Below are 15,569 nucleotides of genomic sequence, written 5' to 3'. Positions count from 1 at the left end.
CTCGAGGGCGCCGGCGCGTCCGTCGAGCCCAAGTGAGCTGACGCTGCGCGGCTCTTCGCAGCGGGCCCGGTCCTTCACGGACCGGGCCCGCTGTGCGTGGACCCCGTCATACCGGGTGGGGCGTCATACCCGCGTTCCGGTGAACAGCAGGTATTCCCACTCCATCGTGAGATCCCCTGAGGCAGAGGTGTTCGCGCCCGCCGCGAGCTCCTCGACCGCGGTGTCCAGCGCCCGGATGCGGTCCGGGTCGTCCGCGTGCAGGCGATAGGTGGACAGCGACGGCCCGTAGTTGTGGTGGAAGTAGTCGCGGAACGCCGCCGGGTCGGTGAAGAACGTCACCGGCAGCGAATGGCGCCGCGTCTGCACCTGCTCGAGTGTGCCGTCGAAGAGTTGGCGCACATGATCCGCGTCGCCCCACAGCGGAGGCGGTGAGGCGCCCTCCGGTGGCGGTGGCATGAACTCGCGCATGGCGGCGAAGAGCTTGCCGATCGTGCCGTCCGGCGTCCAGGACAGGACACCGATCCGACCGCCGGGCCGGCACACGCGTGCCATCTCGCCGGCAGCCCGTCGATGGTGCGGTGCGAACATCACGCCGATGCAGGACATCACCACATCGAAGCTCGCGTCCGGGTAAGGCAGGGCCTCCGCGTCGGCCGTCTGCCACCGTATGCCGCTGTCCGGCGCCGCGGCGCGGCCGGCGGCCAGCAGTTGCGGCGTGAGGTCGGACGCGGTCACGTCGGCGCCGGCCACCGCGGCGGGCACGCTCGCGTTGCCGGTCCCGGCGGCGACGTCCAGCACCAGATCACCCGGGCAGATCCGGAGTGCCGTGACCAGTTCACGGCCGAGCGGTGCGACGAGCTCGCGGGCGATGCGTGGGTAGTCGCCGCTTGCCCACATCGCCCGATGGCGGTCCTTCAGTGCCGCATCGGCGGGCGCGCCGGCCACAGGTATGACGGACATGACTCCTCCTTCGGGTCGCGCAGCCGAGGGGCCGGCCGAGCTGCTCCCAGCGTCCGCCGAAGCCGTCACCCCGGCCAGTTGCGAATCTGTACTGGCGGTCCGGCCCGGGGGCGCGGCACCATGGAGGAGGGCGGCACGCAGGAGGCGGCGATGGCTGCGACATACGGCCAGTTCTGTCCGCTGGCGAAGGCGATGGAGATCCTCGACGAGCGCTGGACCGTGCTGGTCATCCGCGAACTTCTGCTCGGCAGTAGTCGGTTCAACGAGATCCGTCGTGGCGTGCCGCGGATGTCGCCGGCGCTGCTGGCCAAGCGGTTACGAACCCTCGAGCGGCACGGTGTGGTCGCTCGGACGGCGGCCGGCTACGAACTGACCGCATGCGGTCGCGACCTGCACGCCGCGATCACCACGCTCGGCACCTGGGGCCTGCGGTGGATCACCGACCTCGGCGAGGAGGACCTCGACCCGCACCTGCTGATGTGGGACATCAAACGCACTCTGCCGGTGCACCGTTGGCCGAACGAACCCACTTGCGTCGCAGTGGTTTTCACCGACGTCGCAGCGCGAGATGCCCGATGGTGGGTCGTCGTCTCGCATGGCGTGCCCGATTGCTGTGACTTCGACCCGGGCGTGGAGGCGTGCGCCACGATCCTCGCGTCGCTGCCGCTGCTCACCCGTGTATGGCGCGGCGAGCGCGGTTGGCGGGACGCGATCCGCGACCGGGAGCTGCGGATCGACGGGCTGGGAGAGGTCCGTGGCGCCATACCGGAGTGGTTCGGCCGGTCGCGACTGGCGGACGCCCTCGCGATGGCCTAGCTCACTGCGGCTCGTGCAGGCTGAAGTCGGCGAAGTCGAAGCCGGGGGAGACCACGCACGCCACCAGCGTCGCGCGCTCGGGATCGGCAGGCACTGCCGACTGCCACTCGTCCGCCTGCACCAGGTGCTGCCCGCCGGGGCCGAGGGTGACGCTGCCGGTCTCGGCCGGGGCGTCGTCGGTGCCGCCGAGGGTGAGCCGCACAGGACCGCCGCCCTGCCAGATCCACAGTTCGCAGGAGCGCACGCGATGCCAGGCGGAGGTGTCGCCGGGTCGCAGCAGGAAGAGCACGCAGGTGGCCAACGACCTTGTTCCGTATGCCGTTTCGACATTCTGCGGATGGCGCCAGGTCTCGCGGAACCAGCCGCCCTCGGGGTGCGGCTCGAGCCCGAGGGCACTCGGCTCGGAGGGGATCGGGTCGGAGGGGATCGGCTCGGAGGGGATCGGGTCGGAGGGGATCGGGTCGGAGGAGATCGGGTCGGACGGGTGGGTCGGCACGGCAGCTCCGGATTCGTACGACGGTAGGTCTCGTCGCGATGCTACTTCTCCATGCGGCGTACCAAAGTCTCCCCGGGGAAGGGTTTGGTGCGGGTGTGGCGTGCGGGGGCGTGCCGAAGTCTCCCCAGGGGAGGGTTTGGTGCGGGTATGGCGTGCGGGGGCGTGCCGAAGTCTCCCCAGGGGAAAGATCGGCACGCCCTCACCCCGGATCACTAAGCAAGCGCTTAGCAAGTGAGTTACTGTGAAGTAGCACACCCACGATCAGGAAGGTCGCTTCGCCATGCGCCTGCAACTGTCCGACGAGGACGCTGCCTTCCAGCAGCGGATGCGTGACTTCTTCACGACCGAGATCCCGGCCGACCTGCGCGAGCGCTGGGCCGCCGGCGGCGAGCTCGATGCCGACGACATGCGCACCGCGCAGCGGTTGCTCAACGCGGCCGGCCTCGCCGTGCCGCACTGGCCGGCGGAGTGGGGCGGCCAGGACTGGACTCAGCTGCAACGGCACCTCTACCTGCAGGAGATGCAGGCGGCGAGCGTGCCGCAGCCGCTGGCGTTCAACGCCAACATGGTAGGCCCGGTCATCGCGACCTTCGGCAGCCAGGAGCAGAAGGAGCGCTTCCTGCCGGCGACGGCCAACCTGGACATCTGGTGGTGTCAGGGGTTCTCCGAACCCAACGCCGGCTCCGACCTGGCGAGCCTGCGCACCCAGGCGGTCCTCGACGGCGACGAGTGGGTCGTCAACGGGCAGAAGACGTGGACGACGCTCGGGCAGTATGCCGACTGGATCTTCGCACTGGTGCGCACCGAGCCGGACGCGCCGAAGAAGCAGATGGGCATCTCCTTCCTGGTGATCGACATGAAGACCCCCGGCATCAGCGTGCGGCCGATCCAGCTGATCGACGGCGGTCACGAGGTCAACGAGGTCTTCTTCGACAACGTGCGCGTGCCGGCCGATCAGCTGATCGGCGAGCGCGGCAAGGGATGGACGATCGCCAAGTTCCTGCTCGGCAACGAACGCGTCGGCGTCGCTCCGGTGGGTGCGATCAAGCGGGCGCTCCGCGACGCCAAGCGGCACGCCGGCGCCACGAGGTCCGGCGACGGCACCCTGCTCGACGAGCCGTTGATCGCGGTGCGCTTCGTCGAGTTGGAGACGCAACTGGCGGCCCTGGAGCTGACCGTCCTGCGGGTGGCCGCCAACTCGCACGGCGACAAGCCCGAGCCCGCGTCCTCGATCCTGAAGTTACGCGGATCGCAGCTGCAGCAGGACGTCTTCGAGTTCATCGCCGATATCGCCGGCCCCGCCTCGCTGCAGTGGTCGCACGCGGACGACAGCGAGCTGGAGGCATGGACGGCGCTCGCCACCCCGACCTATCTGAATTTCCGCAAGGCGTCGATCTACGGCGGGTCCAACGAGGTGCAGCGCAGCATCATCGCCTCGGGCATCCTCGGACTGAAAGGCTGATCTGACAATGGATTTCACCTTCGACGACGAACAGAAGGCGCTGCAGGGCGCCGTCCGCGAGCTGGCGTCGCGGCACGCTCCCGCCGAGACACCCGGTGACGTGCCGGTCGGTCCGGCGACACACGACCCGGCCGTCTGGTCCGCAATCGCCGAGATGGGCCTGATCGCGCTGCCGTTCGCCGAAGAGGTCGGCGGTGCGGGCGCGTCGCCGGTCGAGGTCGCCATCGCTGCTGCCGAGCTCGGCAGGGCCCGCATCGTGACGGCATACGCGGACGCGCTCACCGCGGCGGCGCTGATCGCCTTCGGCGGCACCGACGAGCAGCGGGCCAAGCTGCTGCCGGACCTGCTCGACGGCAGCAGGCTGACCGTGCCTGCCTTCGCCGAGCCGGGACGAGCCTGGTCGCTGCAGGCGTATGACGTCACCGCGTCGGGCACCGAGGGCGATGTCACGCTCACCGGCACCAAGGAGCCGGTGCCGTATGCCGACGCCGCCGACCGACTCGTCGTGACCGCACGAGTGGGGGAGGAGACCGGGTTGTTCCTGGTGTCCGATGCGAACGTCTCCGGCATGCACGTCCGCTTCGACGAGACGCCGGCCGTCGCCCTCGGCACTCTGCAGGACGCCACCCGCGCGATGCAGGCTGCGATCAATCTCGGCATTCTCGCCGTGGCCGCGGAGGCGCTCGGTGCGATGGACGCCGCGCTGCCGATGACGGTCGAATACCTCAAGACCCGCAAGCAGTTCGGTGTTCCGCTCGCCGCGTTCCAGACGCTCACCCAGCGTGCCGCCGACATGTACGTCTCGCTCGAGCTGGCGCGCAGCACCGTGCTGCACACCGGGATGGCGCTCGCCACCGACCCGTATGACGCGGCCGCCGCCTCGCGCGCCAAGGTCGTGGTCGGCCGGTCCGGTCGACACATCGGCCAGGAGGCGATCCAGTTGCACGGGGGCATCGGGATGACCGCCGAGTACGAGGTCGGCCACCACACGGCGCGGATCACCGCGATCGAGCACACCTTCGGCGACACCCGGTGGCACCTGGCGGCCCTGGCCCGCGAGGTCGCCGGTCACGAGCAGGTGGACGTGCTGCGGTAGGCCTGCGCCGCACCGCCAAGGGCACGTAAGCACTTGGTCAAGCACGCCTCCAGCTTTGGCAAGAGTTGCCCAGGGGGTCTTGTGTTCACATTTCGAGACGGCGAAAGTTGCGGAGCCGCAAGCGTTTTCGCGCTTGACGGCAAAAAATCCCGTTGAATCGATCTCGAGAAGAAGGCAACACATGCGCAGCCTCCATCGTTTGGCTCTCGCCACCGCTGCCAGCGCGGTCCTCGTCGGTGCCGGCACCGGCACCGCCATGGCGGATCCGGTCAGCCCCAACATCATCGGCGGCACGAGCGGCAGTTCGCCGTACATCGTGCAGTTGGTGTTCGGGCAGAGCGGCGGCACCTACGGCTGCACCGGTGAGGCGATCGCCCCGCAGTGGATCCTGACGGCACAGCACTGCATCGACGGCACCCAGTGGATGGATGTCTACTTCAGCAACTCGGTGACCAATCCGGGCACGCCGATCGCCGCCGACCAGATCGGCGGATCGTCCTACGGCGACGTGGCTCTGGTGCACCTGTCGTCCAGCAAGTCGCTGAACAGCTACGCGCCGCTGGCCTCGTCCTACAGCCCGCGCTCCGGCGACACCGGCACGATCTGGGGTTATGGCCTGACGGCCGGCGGAGCTCGGCCGACCCATCTGAACAAGGCGACCGTCAACGTCGTCGGTTCCAGCACCGACGCGTACGGCGGCCGCGCCATCCACGTCAAGGGTGTCGACGGCGCCTCCAACCACGGCGACTCCGGTGGCCCCCTCTTCGTCGGCGGCAAGATCGTCGGGGTCTGCTCGACCGGCGACGTCGCCGACCCGGGCAGCGATATCCACGCCGGCTCCAACTACGCCAACCTGACGGCGAGCCGGTCCTGGATCAGGTCCGTCACGGGCGTCTGACCACAGGGCTCCCAGCGCCACCGACGAGCGCCGCCGCACCCGACACCCATCGGGTCCGGCGGCGCTCGCCGTGTGCCGGACGTCCGCGCATGCACGCGAGCGTGTGACGGATGGATCGGTCGCACTGCCGGCGGTGGACTACTGGGCAGGGGCCGGCACCGGGCCGGTCGAGCAGTAGGAGACCACCCGTCATGACCTCTCGACTCACCGTCGCCGCAAGCCTCGTCGGCGCCATCGGCTCGGCCGTCACGGCCGGCATCTACGCCGACTTCTCGGCGCGCATCATGCCCTCGCTCGGTCGTATGGCGAACCCTGCCGGCATCGCCCGGATGCAGCATCTGAACCGGTCGATCGAGCAAGGCCCTTTCATGCTCGCCTTCTGCGGAGCGGCGGTCTCCGGCGGCTACGTGGTCTACCGGTTGTTCCGGGGCGACTTGTTCCGGGGCGACCGCTCCACTGCCGACGTACTGCTGGCGGCCGGCGGTTCGGCATACCTGGCCGGACTGCTGCTGACGATGCTCTACAACGTGCCGCTGAACAACCGGCTGGCCGGGATCGACCCGCACGCCGCCGGTGCGGTCCCGTTGTGGCGCGACTACCTGCAGCACTGGACCGCGGCCAACACGGTGCGGGCGGTCCTCTCGGCGGGAGCGGTCGTGCTGCTCGTGGCCGGGCTGATCTCCGGCCAACGGGACCGCACCGGATCGCCGTCAGCCGGTGCCGAGTCGCCCGCGCGTCAGGTGACCACCGGTGCCTCCCGCTGATCTGGCGATCCTCACGCGATGTCATGGCCAGTCACTACAGTCCTGTCCCATGGCGGAGCTGGCGGGTACGACGGACATCCTGGACGGGCCGCGCGCCCGCGGCGCGTTCCTGCTACGGGTGCTGATGGAGCCGCCCTGGGCCCTGGAGATCGCCGAGGACGCACCGCTGACCGTGGTCGCGGTGCTGACCGGTGGGTTCTGGCTGCGTTGCGCGGACCGGGCGCCGCAGCAGCTCGTGGCGGGAGACGTGCTGCTGGTGCGCGGCGCGACCCGCTACCTGCTCAGCGACGAGCCGACGACCGCCCCCGACATCCACATCGGTCCCGGTCAGGCGTGCTCCGGCACGGACGGGCGGGACCTGTCCGAGGAGCTCGCGACCGGCGTGCGTGCGTGGGGCAACGACGCCGCAGGACGAGACACGATGCTGGTCGCCAGCTACCCCCAGGAGGTGCAGCTCGGCACGGTGCTCGCGGCCGCCCTGCCGCGCATCGCGGTGGTCAACGCTGCCGAGAGTCCGCTGCTGCCGGTGCTGGTGGCCGAGGCGGCGCGCGACGCACTGGGTCAGGAGGCCGTCCTGGACCGCATCCTCGACGTCGTGCTGATCTCTGTTGTGCGCGACTGGGCGGCGGAGGCACCGGCAGGTCTTGCCGGCCTGCGAGTGGTGACGGACCCCGCCGTGGCCGAAGCGGTGCGGCTGATCAAGGCCGAGCCGTCCCGGGCCTGGACCGTCGACGAGCTCGCCGCGGCTGCCGGCGTGTCCCGTTCGGTGCTCGCCCGGCGGTTCCAGGCGGTCGTCGGCGTGCCCCCGATCGGCTACCTCGCCCAGTGGCGGTTGTCGCTGGCGGCCGATCTGCTGCGAGACACTCGGCGCACGCTCGCATCGGTGTCCCGCGAGGTCGGCTACGGCGGCCCGTTCAGCCTGAGCGCTGCGTTCAAGAAGGCGTATGGCGTCAGCCCCGCGGCATACCGCTCGGAGGTGTCCGCTTGAGCACCCCACAAAGTTTCTCCTCCGCTTCGCTCCTCCGAATACTTCGCGGGACCCCGCCTGAGCCATCACATCCGGGCGCGACACGCCAAACCGGCCGGTATCCCTTGACCCACGGGCGAAGAGGGTGCACGCTCGTCTCCATCGAATCTCCGAGCCGGGGGGCTGTGAGGTCCGATCGTTACCGCGTGTAGACATGCGGGCACTTTTCGGGTATTGTGTTGCTTTGCGCTGCCCATATCCAGCCAACCCACCTTTGACCGCGCTCTGTCCGCGCGCCCGGGCTCACCTCGGGACGCGGAGATCTCCAGGGCCATGCCGCCGTGCCGCACGGCCGGGATGAGGTCGCGGTGGTGCCGCGGGTTGTGGACGCACATTTCGAATCGCCCGCTTTGAATGCCTGTGGAAGGATCCATCCTTGGCTGCCTCGCGCACTGCGACCCAATCCCTCTCCTCGGCAAAGACGGCTTCGGGCCGTCTGTCGTTCGCCAAGATCCGCGAACCCCTGGAAGTTCCTGACCTGTTGGCCCTGCAGACCGACAGCTTCGACTGGCTGCTCGGCAACGAGCGTTGGCAGGCCCGTGTGGCCGAGGCCAAGGCCGCCGGCAAGGTCGACGTCCCGGACCGGTCCGGCTTGGAGGACATCTTCGAGGAGATCTCCCCGATCGAGGACTTCTCCGGCTCGATGAGCCTGTCCTTCCGCGACCACCGGTTCGAGGAAGTCAAGTACTCCATCGAGGAGTGCAAGGAACGCGACATGACCTATGCCGCGCCCCTGTTCGTCACCGCGGAGTTCATGAACTCCACCACCGGTGAGATCAAGAGCCAGACGGTCTTCATGGGTGACTTCCCGCTCATGACCGACCGCGGCACCTTCATCATCAACGGCACCGAACGTGTCGTCGTCTCGCAGCTGGTCCGCAGCCCGGGCGTCTACTTCGAGCGCGCGCTGGACAAGACCTCCGACAAGGACGTCTTCAGCGCCAAGATCATCCCCAGCCGTGGTGCGTGGCTGGAGTTCGAGGTCGACAAGCGCGACCAGGTCGGCGTCCGCGTCGACCGCAAGCGCAAGCAGTCGGTCACAGTGCTGCTGAAGGCCCTCGGCTGGACCGAGGCGCAGATCCTGGAGGAGTTCGGCGACTACGAGTCGATCCGCGCAACGCTGGAGAAGGACCACACCGCCAATCAGGACGAGGCGCTGCTGGACATCTACCGCAAGCTGCGCCCGGGCGAGCCGCCGACCCGCGAGGCCGCCCAGAACCTGCTGGACAACCTCTACTTCAACGGCAAGCGCTACGACCTGGCCAAGGTCGGCCGCTAAAAGATCGACAAGAAGCTCGGTCTCGAGGCGTCGATCAACGACAGCACGCTGTCGGTCGACGACATCGTCGCCACGATCAAGTACCTCGTGGCACTGCACGCCGGCCAGGAGACCATCAAGGGTCACCGGGACGGCGAGGAGGTCGACCTGCGCGTCGAGGTCGACGACATCGACCACTTCGGCAACCGCCGCATCCGCAACGTCGGTGAGCTCATCCAGAACCAGGTCCGCACCGGCCTGTCGCGCATGGAGCGCGTGGTCCGTGAGCGGATGACGACGCAGGACGTCGAGGCGATCACGCCGCAGACGCTGATCAACATCCGGCCGGTCGTCGCCTCCATCAAGGAGTTCTTCGGCACCAGCCAGCTGTCGCAGTTCATGGACCAGAACAACCCGCTCTCGGGCCTGACGCACAAGCGTCGTCTGAACGCCCTGGGCCCGGGCGGTCTGTCCCGTGACCGCGCCGGCATGGAGGTCCGCGACGTCCACCCGAGCCACTACGGCCGCATGTGCCCGATCGAGACCCCTGAAGGTCCCAACATCGGTCTGATCGGTTCGCTGGCGTCCTACGGGCGGATCAACGCCTTCGGCTTCATCGAGACCCCTTACCGCAAGGTCAAGGGCGGCGAGGTCACCGACGAGATCCACTACCTGTCCGCCGACGAGGAGGACAACTTCGTCATCGCGCAGGCCAACGCGGCGCTGACCGACGACAACCACTTCGCCGAGGAGCGCGTGCTCAGCCGTCGCCGTGGTGGCGAGTCCGAGGACGTCCCGGCCGACGAGGTCGACTACATGGACGTGTCACCGCGCCAGATGGTGTCGGCCGCGACCGCGCTGATCCCGTTCCTGGAGCACGACGACACCTCGCGTGCGCTCATGGGCGCCAACATGCAGCGTCAGGCCGTGCCGCTGGTGCGCGCCGAGGCGCCGCTGGTCGGCACCGGCATGGAGCACCGCGCGGCGCTCGACTCCGGTGACGTCGTCCGTGCCGAGAAGGCCGGCGTCGTGACCGAGGTCTCGGCCGACCTGGTGACGGTCCTCAACGACGACGGCACCCAGACGACATACCGCATCAGCAAGTTCATCCGCTCCAACGCGGGCAACTGCTACAACCACCGCGTGGTCGTCGAGAACGGCGCCCGTGTGGAGGCCGGTGCGGTCATCGCCGACGGTCCCGCGACCGACGGCGGCGAGATGGCCCTGGGCAAGAACCTCCTCGTGGCGTTCATGTCCTGGGAGGGTCACAACTTCGAGGACGCGATCATCCTCTCCCAGCGTCTGGTGCAGGACGACACGCTCAGCTCGATCCACATCGAGGAGCACGAGATCGACGCCCGCGACACCAAGCTGGGTCCGGAGGAGATCACGCGCGACATCCCCAACGTCAGCGAGGATGTGCTGGCCGACCTGGACGAGCGCGGCATCATCCGCATCGGCGCCGAGGTCCGCGACGGCGACCTGCTGGTCGGCAAGGTCACCCCGAAGGGTGAGACCGAGCTGACCCCCGAGGAGCGCCTGCTCCGCGCGATCTTCGGTGAGAAGGCGCGCGAGGTGCGCGACACCTCGATGAAGGTCCCGCACGGCGAGACCGGCACGGTCATCGGCGTCAAGGTCTTCGACCGCGAGGAGGGCGACGAGCTTCCCCCGGGCGTCAACCAGTTGGTGCGGGTCTACGTCGCCAACAAGCGCAAGATCACCGACGGTGACAAGCTGGCCGGCCGCCACGGCAACAAGGGCGTCATCTCCAAGATCCTGCCGGTCGAGGACATGCCGTTCCTGGAGGACGGCACGCCGGTCGACGTCGTGCTCAACCCGCACGGCGTGCCGCGCCGGATGAACCTCGGCCAGATCCTGGAGCTGCACCTGGGCTGGTCCGCCTCTCGGGGCTGGAAGATCGAGGGCAACCCCGAGTTCGCCCAGCAGATCGCGCCGGACGCCCAGGAAGCGCCGCCGAACTCCCGCGTCGCGTCGCCGGTCTTCGACGGTGCGTCCGAGGACGTCATCACCGGTCTGCTCGACTCGACGTTGCCGACGCGCGACGGCCAGCGGCTGGTGGACCACACCGGCAAGACCCGGCTGTTCGACGGCCGCTCCGGTGAGCCGTTCCCCGAGCCGGTGTCGGTGGGCTACATGTACATCCTGAAGCTCCACCACCTGGTCGACGACAAGATCCACGCCCGTTCCACCGGTCCCTACTCGATGATCACCCAGCAGCCGCTCGGCGGTAAGGCCCAGTTCGGTGGCCAGCGCTTCGGTGAGATGGAGGTCTGGGCACTGGAGGCGTATGGCGCCGCCTACGCCCTGCAGGAACTGCTGACGATCAAGTCGGACGACGTGACCGGCCGCGTGAAGGTCTACGAGGCCATCGTCAAGGGCGAGAACATCCCCGAGCCCGGCATCCCGGAGTCGTTCAAGGTCCTGATCAAGGAGATGCAGTCGCTGTGCCTCAACGTCGAGGTGCTCTCCAGCGACGGCAGCCTGATCGACCTGCGCGACTCCGACCAGGAGGTCTTCCGCGCAGCGGAGGAGCTCGGCATCGACCTGAGCCGGCGCGAGCCGTCCTCGGTCGAAGAGGTCTGAAAACAGACAACCGGTCGAGGTGTGCCGGGATCTTCCCGGCATACCTCACCAACTTCGTGACACACCAACTCTTTTCAGACCTTCGTTAGACACGAGAAGGAAGGCACAACGTGCTGGACGTCAACTTCTTCGACGAACTGCGTATCGGCCTCGCCACCGCTGAATCCATCCGTCAGTGGAGCCACGGTGAGGTGAAGAAGCCCGAAACCATCAACTACCGCACCCTGAAGCCGGAGAAGGACGGGCTCTTCTGCGAGAAGATCTTCGGTCCGACCCGCGACTGGGAGTGCTACTGCGGCAAGTACAAGCGCGTCCGCTTCAAGGGCATCATCTGTGAGCGCTGCGGCGTCGAGGTGACCCGCAGCAGCGTGCGCCGCGAGCGCATGGGGCACATCGAACTCGCCGCTCCGGTGACCCACATCTGGTACTTCAAGGGCGTGCCGTCGCGCTTGGGTTACCTGCTCGACCTGGCCCCGAAGGACCTGGAGAAGGTCATCTACTTCGCGGCATACATGATCACCTCCGTCGACACCGACCAGCGTCACAAGGACCTGCCGTCGCTCGAGGCGCAGATCGAGGTCGAGAAGAAGGAGCTGGAGAACTCCCGCGACAACGCGGTCAACACCCGCGCGGCGAAGCTCGAGGCCGACCTGGCCGAGCTGGAGAAGGAAGGCGCCAAGGCGGACGCCCGTCGCAAGGTTCGCGAGTCGGCCGAGCGCGAGATGAACCAGATCCGCAAGCGCTCCGACCAGCAGGTCGAGCGTCTGGAGCAGGTCTGGGATCGCTTCAAGAACCTCAAGGTCCAGGACCTCGAGGGCGACGAGGTGCTCTACCGCGAGATGCGGGACCGTTTCGGTCTCTACTTCGAGGGCGGCATGGGCGCCGAGGCGCTGCAGAAGCGGCTGGAGACCTTCGACCTGGAGGCCGAGGCCGAGTCGCTGCGCGAGATCATCGCGACGGGCAAGGGGCAGCGCAAGACGCGAGCCCTGAAGCGCCTGCGCGTGGTCACCGCGTTCCTGCAGACCAAGAACAACCCCAGCGGCATGGTGCTGGACTGCGTGCCGGTCATCCCGCCGGACCTGCGCCCGATGGTGCAGCTGGACGGTGGCCGCTTCGCGACCTCGGACCTGAACGACCTCTACCGCCGAGTGATCAACCGCAACAACCGGTTGAAGCGCCTGCTCGACCTCGGTGCGCCGGAGATCATCGTCAACAACGAGAAGCGCAGGCTGCAGGAAGCTGTCGACTCGCTGTTCGACAACGGCCGTCGTGGCCGTCCGGTCACCGGCCCGGGCAACCGTCCGCTGAAGTCGCTGTCCGACATGCTCAAGGGCAAGCAGGGCCGCTTCCGGCAGAACCTGCTCGGCAAGCGCGTCGACTACTCGGGCCGTTCGGTCATCGTCGTCGGTCCGCAGCTGAAGCTGCACCAGTGCGGTCTGCCCAAGCAGATGGCGCTGGAGCTGTTCAAGCCGTTCGTGATGAAGCGGCTGGTCGACCTCGACCTGGCCCAGAACATCAAGTCGGCCAAGCGCATGGTCGAGCGCCAGCGCGCCGAGGTGTGGGACGTCCTCGAAGAGGTCATCACCGAGCACCCCGTGCTGCTGAACCGCGCGCCCACGCTGCACCGTCTGGGCATCCAGGCGTTCGAGCCGCAGCTGGTCGAGGGCAAGGCGATCCAGATCCACCCGCTGGTCTGCACCGCGTTCAACGCCGACTTCGACGGTGACCAGATGGCCGTGCACGTGCCGCTGTCCGCGGAGGCGCAGGCCGAGGCTCGCATCCTGATGCTGTCGAGCAACAACGTGCTGAAGCCGGCCGACGGCCGTCCGGTGACCATGCCCAGCCAGGACATGATCACCGGCCTGTACTTCCTGTCCGCCCAGGACGGGGAGGCCAAGCTGGAGGACGGCGAGCACCTGCGGGCGTTCTCGTCCGCGGCCGAGGCCCGTATGGCGTTCGACCGGGGCGAGATCAAGCTGGGCGCGCTGGCGACGATCCGTCTCTACGACCAGGTCCCGCCGGCCGGTTTCGAGATCCCCGAGGGTGTCGAGGTCGACGAACTGGGTCGGCTGAAGTCGTTCGAGCTGGACACCACGCTGGGCCGTGTCCTGTTCAACGAGACCCTGCCGGAGGACTACCCCTTCCTCAACAAGGACATCGACAAGAAGGCACTCTCGGGTGTCGTCAACGACCTTGCGGAGCGCTACCCGAAGGTGCAGGTCGCCGCTTCGCTCGACGCGCTGAAGGCCGCCGGTTTCCACTGGGCGACCCGCTCGGGCTGCACCGTCGCCATCAGCGACGTGCAGACGTCGTCGAACAAGTGGGACATCCTGGCCGGTCACGAGGAGAAGGCCGCCAAGATCCAGACGCAGTTCGACCGCGGTCTGATCACCGACGACGAGCGCCGTCAGGAGCTCGTGGAGATCTGGACCCAGGCAACCAACGAGGTCGCCACGGACATGCAGCACAACTTCGACGCCAAGAACCCGATCTACCGGATGGTGTCCTCGGGCGCCGGCGGTAACTGGTTCCAGGTCCGGCAGATCGCCGGTGCGCGTGGTCTGATGGCCAACCCGAAGGGCGAGATCATCCCGCGTCCGATCAAGGCCAACTTCCGAGAGGGCCTGTCGGTGCTGGAGTTCTTCATCTCCACGCACGGTGCCCGTAAGGGTCTGGCCGACACCGCGTTGCGTACCGCCGACTCGGGTTACCTGACCCGACGCCTGGTGGACGTCTCGCAGGACGTCATCATCCGCGAGGACGACTGCGGCACCGATCGTGGTCTTACGCTGCCGATCGGTCAGCGTGGTGCGGACGGCGCACTCGTCGAGCACGAGAACGTCGAGACCTCGGTCTACGCCCGGACGCTGGCCACCGACGTCGAGATCGACGGCACGGTGCTGGCCGAGGCCGGTGCCGACCTGGGTGACGTCAACCTCGACAAGCTGCTCGCCGCAGGCGTCGAGGAGGTCAAGGTCCGCTCGGTGCTCACCTGTGAGTCCCGCGTCGGCACCTGCGCCAAGTGCTACGGCCGTTCGCTGGCGACCGGCAAGCTGGTCGACATCGGTGAGGCCGTCGGCATCATCGCGGCCCAGTCGATCGGTGAGCCGGGCACCCAGCTGACCATGCGCACCTTCCACACCGGTGGTGCCGCGGGTGACGACATCACCCAGGGTCTGCCACGTGTCGTCGAACTCTTCGAGGCCCGCACCCCGAAGGGTGTCGCACCGATCGCCGAGGCGACCGGTCGCATCCAGATCGAGGAGACCGACAAGGCCCGCCGCATCCTGCTGACCCCGGACGACGGCTCGGACGAGCACGCCTACCCGATCAGCAAGCGCGGCCGGCTGTTGGTGCAGGACGGCGACCACGTGGAGGTCGGCACGCTGCTCGTGCAGGGTGCGATCGACCCCAAGCAGGTGCTGCGCATCCAGGGCGCCCGTGACGTCCAGAAGCACCTGGTCGACGAGGTCCAGAACGTCTACCGCCAGCAGGGTGTGTCGATCCACGACAAGCACATCGAGGTCATCGTGCGGCAGATGCTGCGTCGCGTGACGATCATCGAGGCGGGCGACACCGACCTGCTGCCCGGGGAGCTCGCCGAGCGCACCCGCTTCGAGGACGCCTCCCGGCGTGCCCTCGCCGAGGGTGGGCGTCCGGCGTCGGGTCGTCCGGAACTCATGGGCATCACCAAGGCGTCGCTGGCCACCGACTCGTGGCTGTCGGCGGCGTCGTTCCAGGAGACGACGCGAGTCCTCACCGAGGCGGCCATGCACGCCAAGAGCGACCCGCTGCTCGGCCTCAAGGAGAACGTCATCCTCGGTAAGTTGATCCCGGCCGGCACCGGTCTGCCGCGTTACCGCAACGTGAAGGTCGAGCCGACGGAGGAAGCCAAGGCCGCGCTCTACGCGCTGCCGGACTACCAGCCGTACGACTACCCGGTCTTCGGCCCGGGCTCGGGCGAGGCCGTCCGCCTGGACGACGCTTCCCTCGGGTTCGACAGCTGATCGACGATTGTTGAAGCCGGTGGGCGCGCGAACGGCAGTGAGCGCGCCCACCCGCTTCGGCGTGAGGAGATCAGCTCCACAACGCAGCTGATCGACTGAGTGACTGAGAAGGCCCCCGACCGCTTGCGGCCGGGGGCTTTCCGGTTCGGCACGTACACAACCGGCAACGCTTGCTGGTTGG

9 protein-coding genes and 1 pseudogene are annotated in these 15,569 nt (G+C 68.2%); 8 read left to right on the top strand and 2 right to left on the bottom strand.

The annotated features are described in order from the left end of the window. Positions 1-123: 123 nt before the first annotated feature. Entirely contained in the window at positions 124-960 is an 837-nt protein-coding gene (locus ACTHL4_RS13635) for a class I SAM-dependent methyltransferase (protein ID WP_440283309.1), read from the bottom strand. 150 nt (positions 961-1,110) lie between these two features. On the opposite strand from ACTHL4_RS13635, the gene ACTHL4_RS13630 reads away from it, so the two are divergent. Continuing rightward, positions 1,111-1,776, top strand: a complete 666-nt coding sequence (locus ACTHL4_RS13630; RefSeq protein WP_440283308.1) for a winged helix-turn-helix transcriptional regulator — start codon at positions 1,111-1,113, stop codon at positions 1,774-1,776. A 1-nt stretch (position 1,777) separates the two neighbouring features. Here the strand turns inward: ACTHL4_RS13630 and ACTHL4_RS13625 are convergent, their stop codons facing one another. Further along, on the bottom strand, positions 1,778-2,272 hold the full coding sequence (locus ACTHL4_RS13625) for a cupin domain-containing protein (RefSeq protein ID WP_440283307.1): 495 nt from the start codon (positions 2,270-2,272) through the stop codon (positions 1,778-1,780). A 280-nt stretch (positions 2,273-2,552) separates the two neighbouring features. Between ACTHL4_RS13625 and ACTHL4_RS13620 the strand changes: the two genes are divergently transcribed. From ACTHL4_RS13620 to ACTHL4_RS13590, 7 genes and pseudogenes are all read left to right on the top strand, one after another. After that, positions 2,553-3,734: an acyl-CoA dehydrogenase family protein gene (locus ACTHL4_RS13620; protein ID WP_440283306.1), complete on the top strand. Its 1,182-nt coding sequence runs from the start codon at positions 2,553-2,555 to the stop codon at positions 3,732-3,734. Positions 3,735-3,741: 7 nt separating this feature from the next. After that, positions 3,742-4,830 (top strand): acyl-CoA dehydrogenase family protein, encoded by a 1,089-nt coding sequence (locus tag ACTHL4_RS13615; protein ID WP_440283305.1) that lies wholly within the window; start codon positions 3,742-3,744, stop codon positions 4,828-4,830. 181 nt (positions 4,831-5,011) lie between these two features. Next, positions 5,012-5,728, top strand: coding sequence for a S1 family peptidase (locus ACTHL4_RS13610; protein WP_440283304.1), 717 nt, complete (start codon positions 5,012-5,014; stop codon positions 5,726-5,728). 191 nt (positions 5,729-5,919) lie between these two features. Continuing rightward, a complete protein-coding gene (locus tag ACTHL4_RS13605) occupies positions 5,920-6,492 on the top strand; it encodes an anthrone oxygenase family protein (RefSeq protein WP_440283303.1) in 573 nt (190 codons plus the stop codon). Positions 6,493-6,541: 49 nt separating this feature from the next. Beyond that, on the top strand, positions 6,542-7,480 hold the full coding sequence (locus ACTHL4_RS13600) for an AraC family transcriptional regulator (protein WP_440283302.1): 939 nt from the start codon (positions 6,542-6,544) through the stop codon (positions 7,478-7,480). A gap of 415 nt (positions 7,481-7,895) precedes the next feature. Then, a pseudogene (gene rpoB, locus ACTHL4_RS13595) lies at positions 7,896-11,381 on the top strand (DNA-directed RNA polymerase subunit beta). A gap of 110 nt (positions 11,382-11,491) precedes the next feature. Next, entirely contained in the window at positions 11,492-15,388 is a 3,897-nt protein-coding gene (locus tag ACTHL4_RS13590; RefSeq protein WP_440283301.1) for a DNA-directed RNA polymerase subunit beta', read from the top strand. Positions 15,389-15,569 lie beyond the last annotated feature (181 nt).

This window comes from Flexivirga sp., assembly GCF_051955415.1.
Lineage (GTDB): Bacteria > Actinomycetota > Actinomycetes > Actinomycetales > Dermatophilaceae > Flexivirga.
The sequence above is the reverse complement of the archived record's forward strand: the minus strand, read 5'-3'. Positions and strand labels throughout refer to the sequence as shown.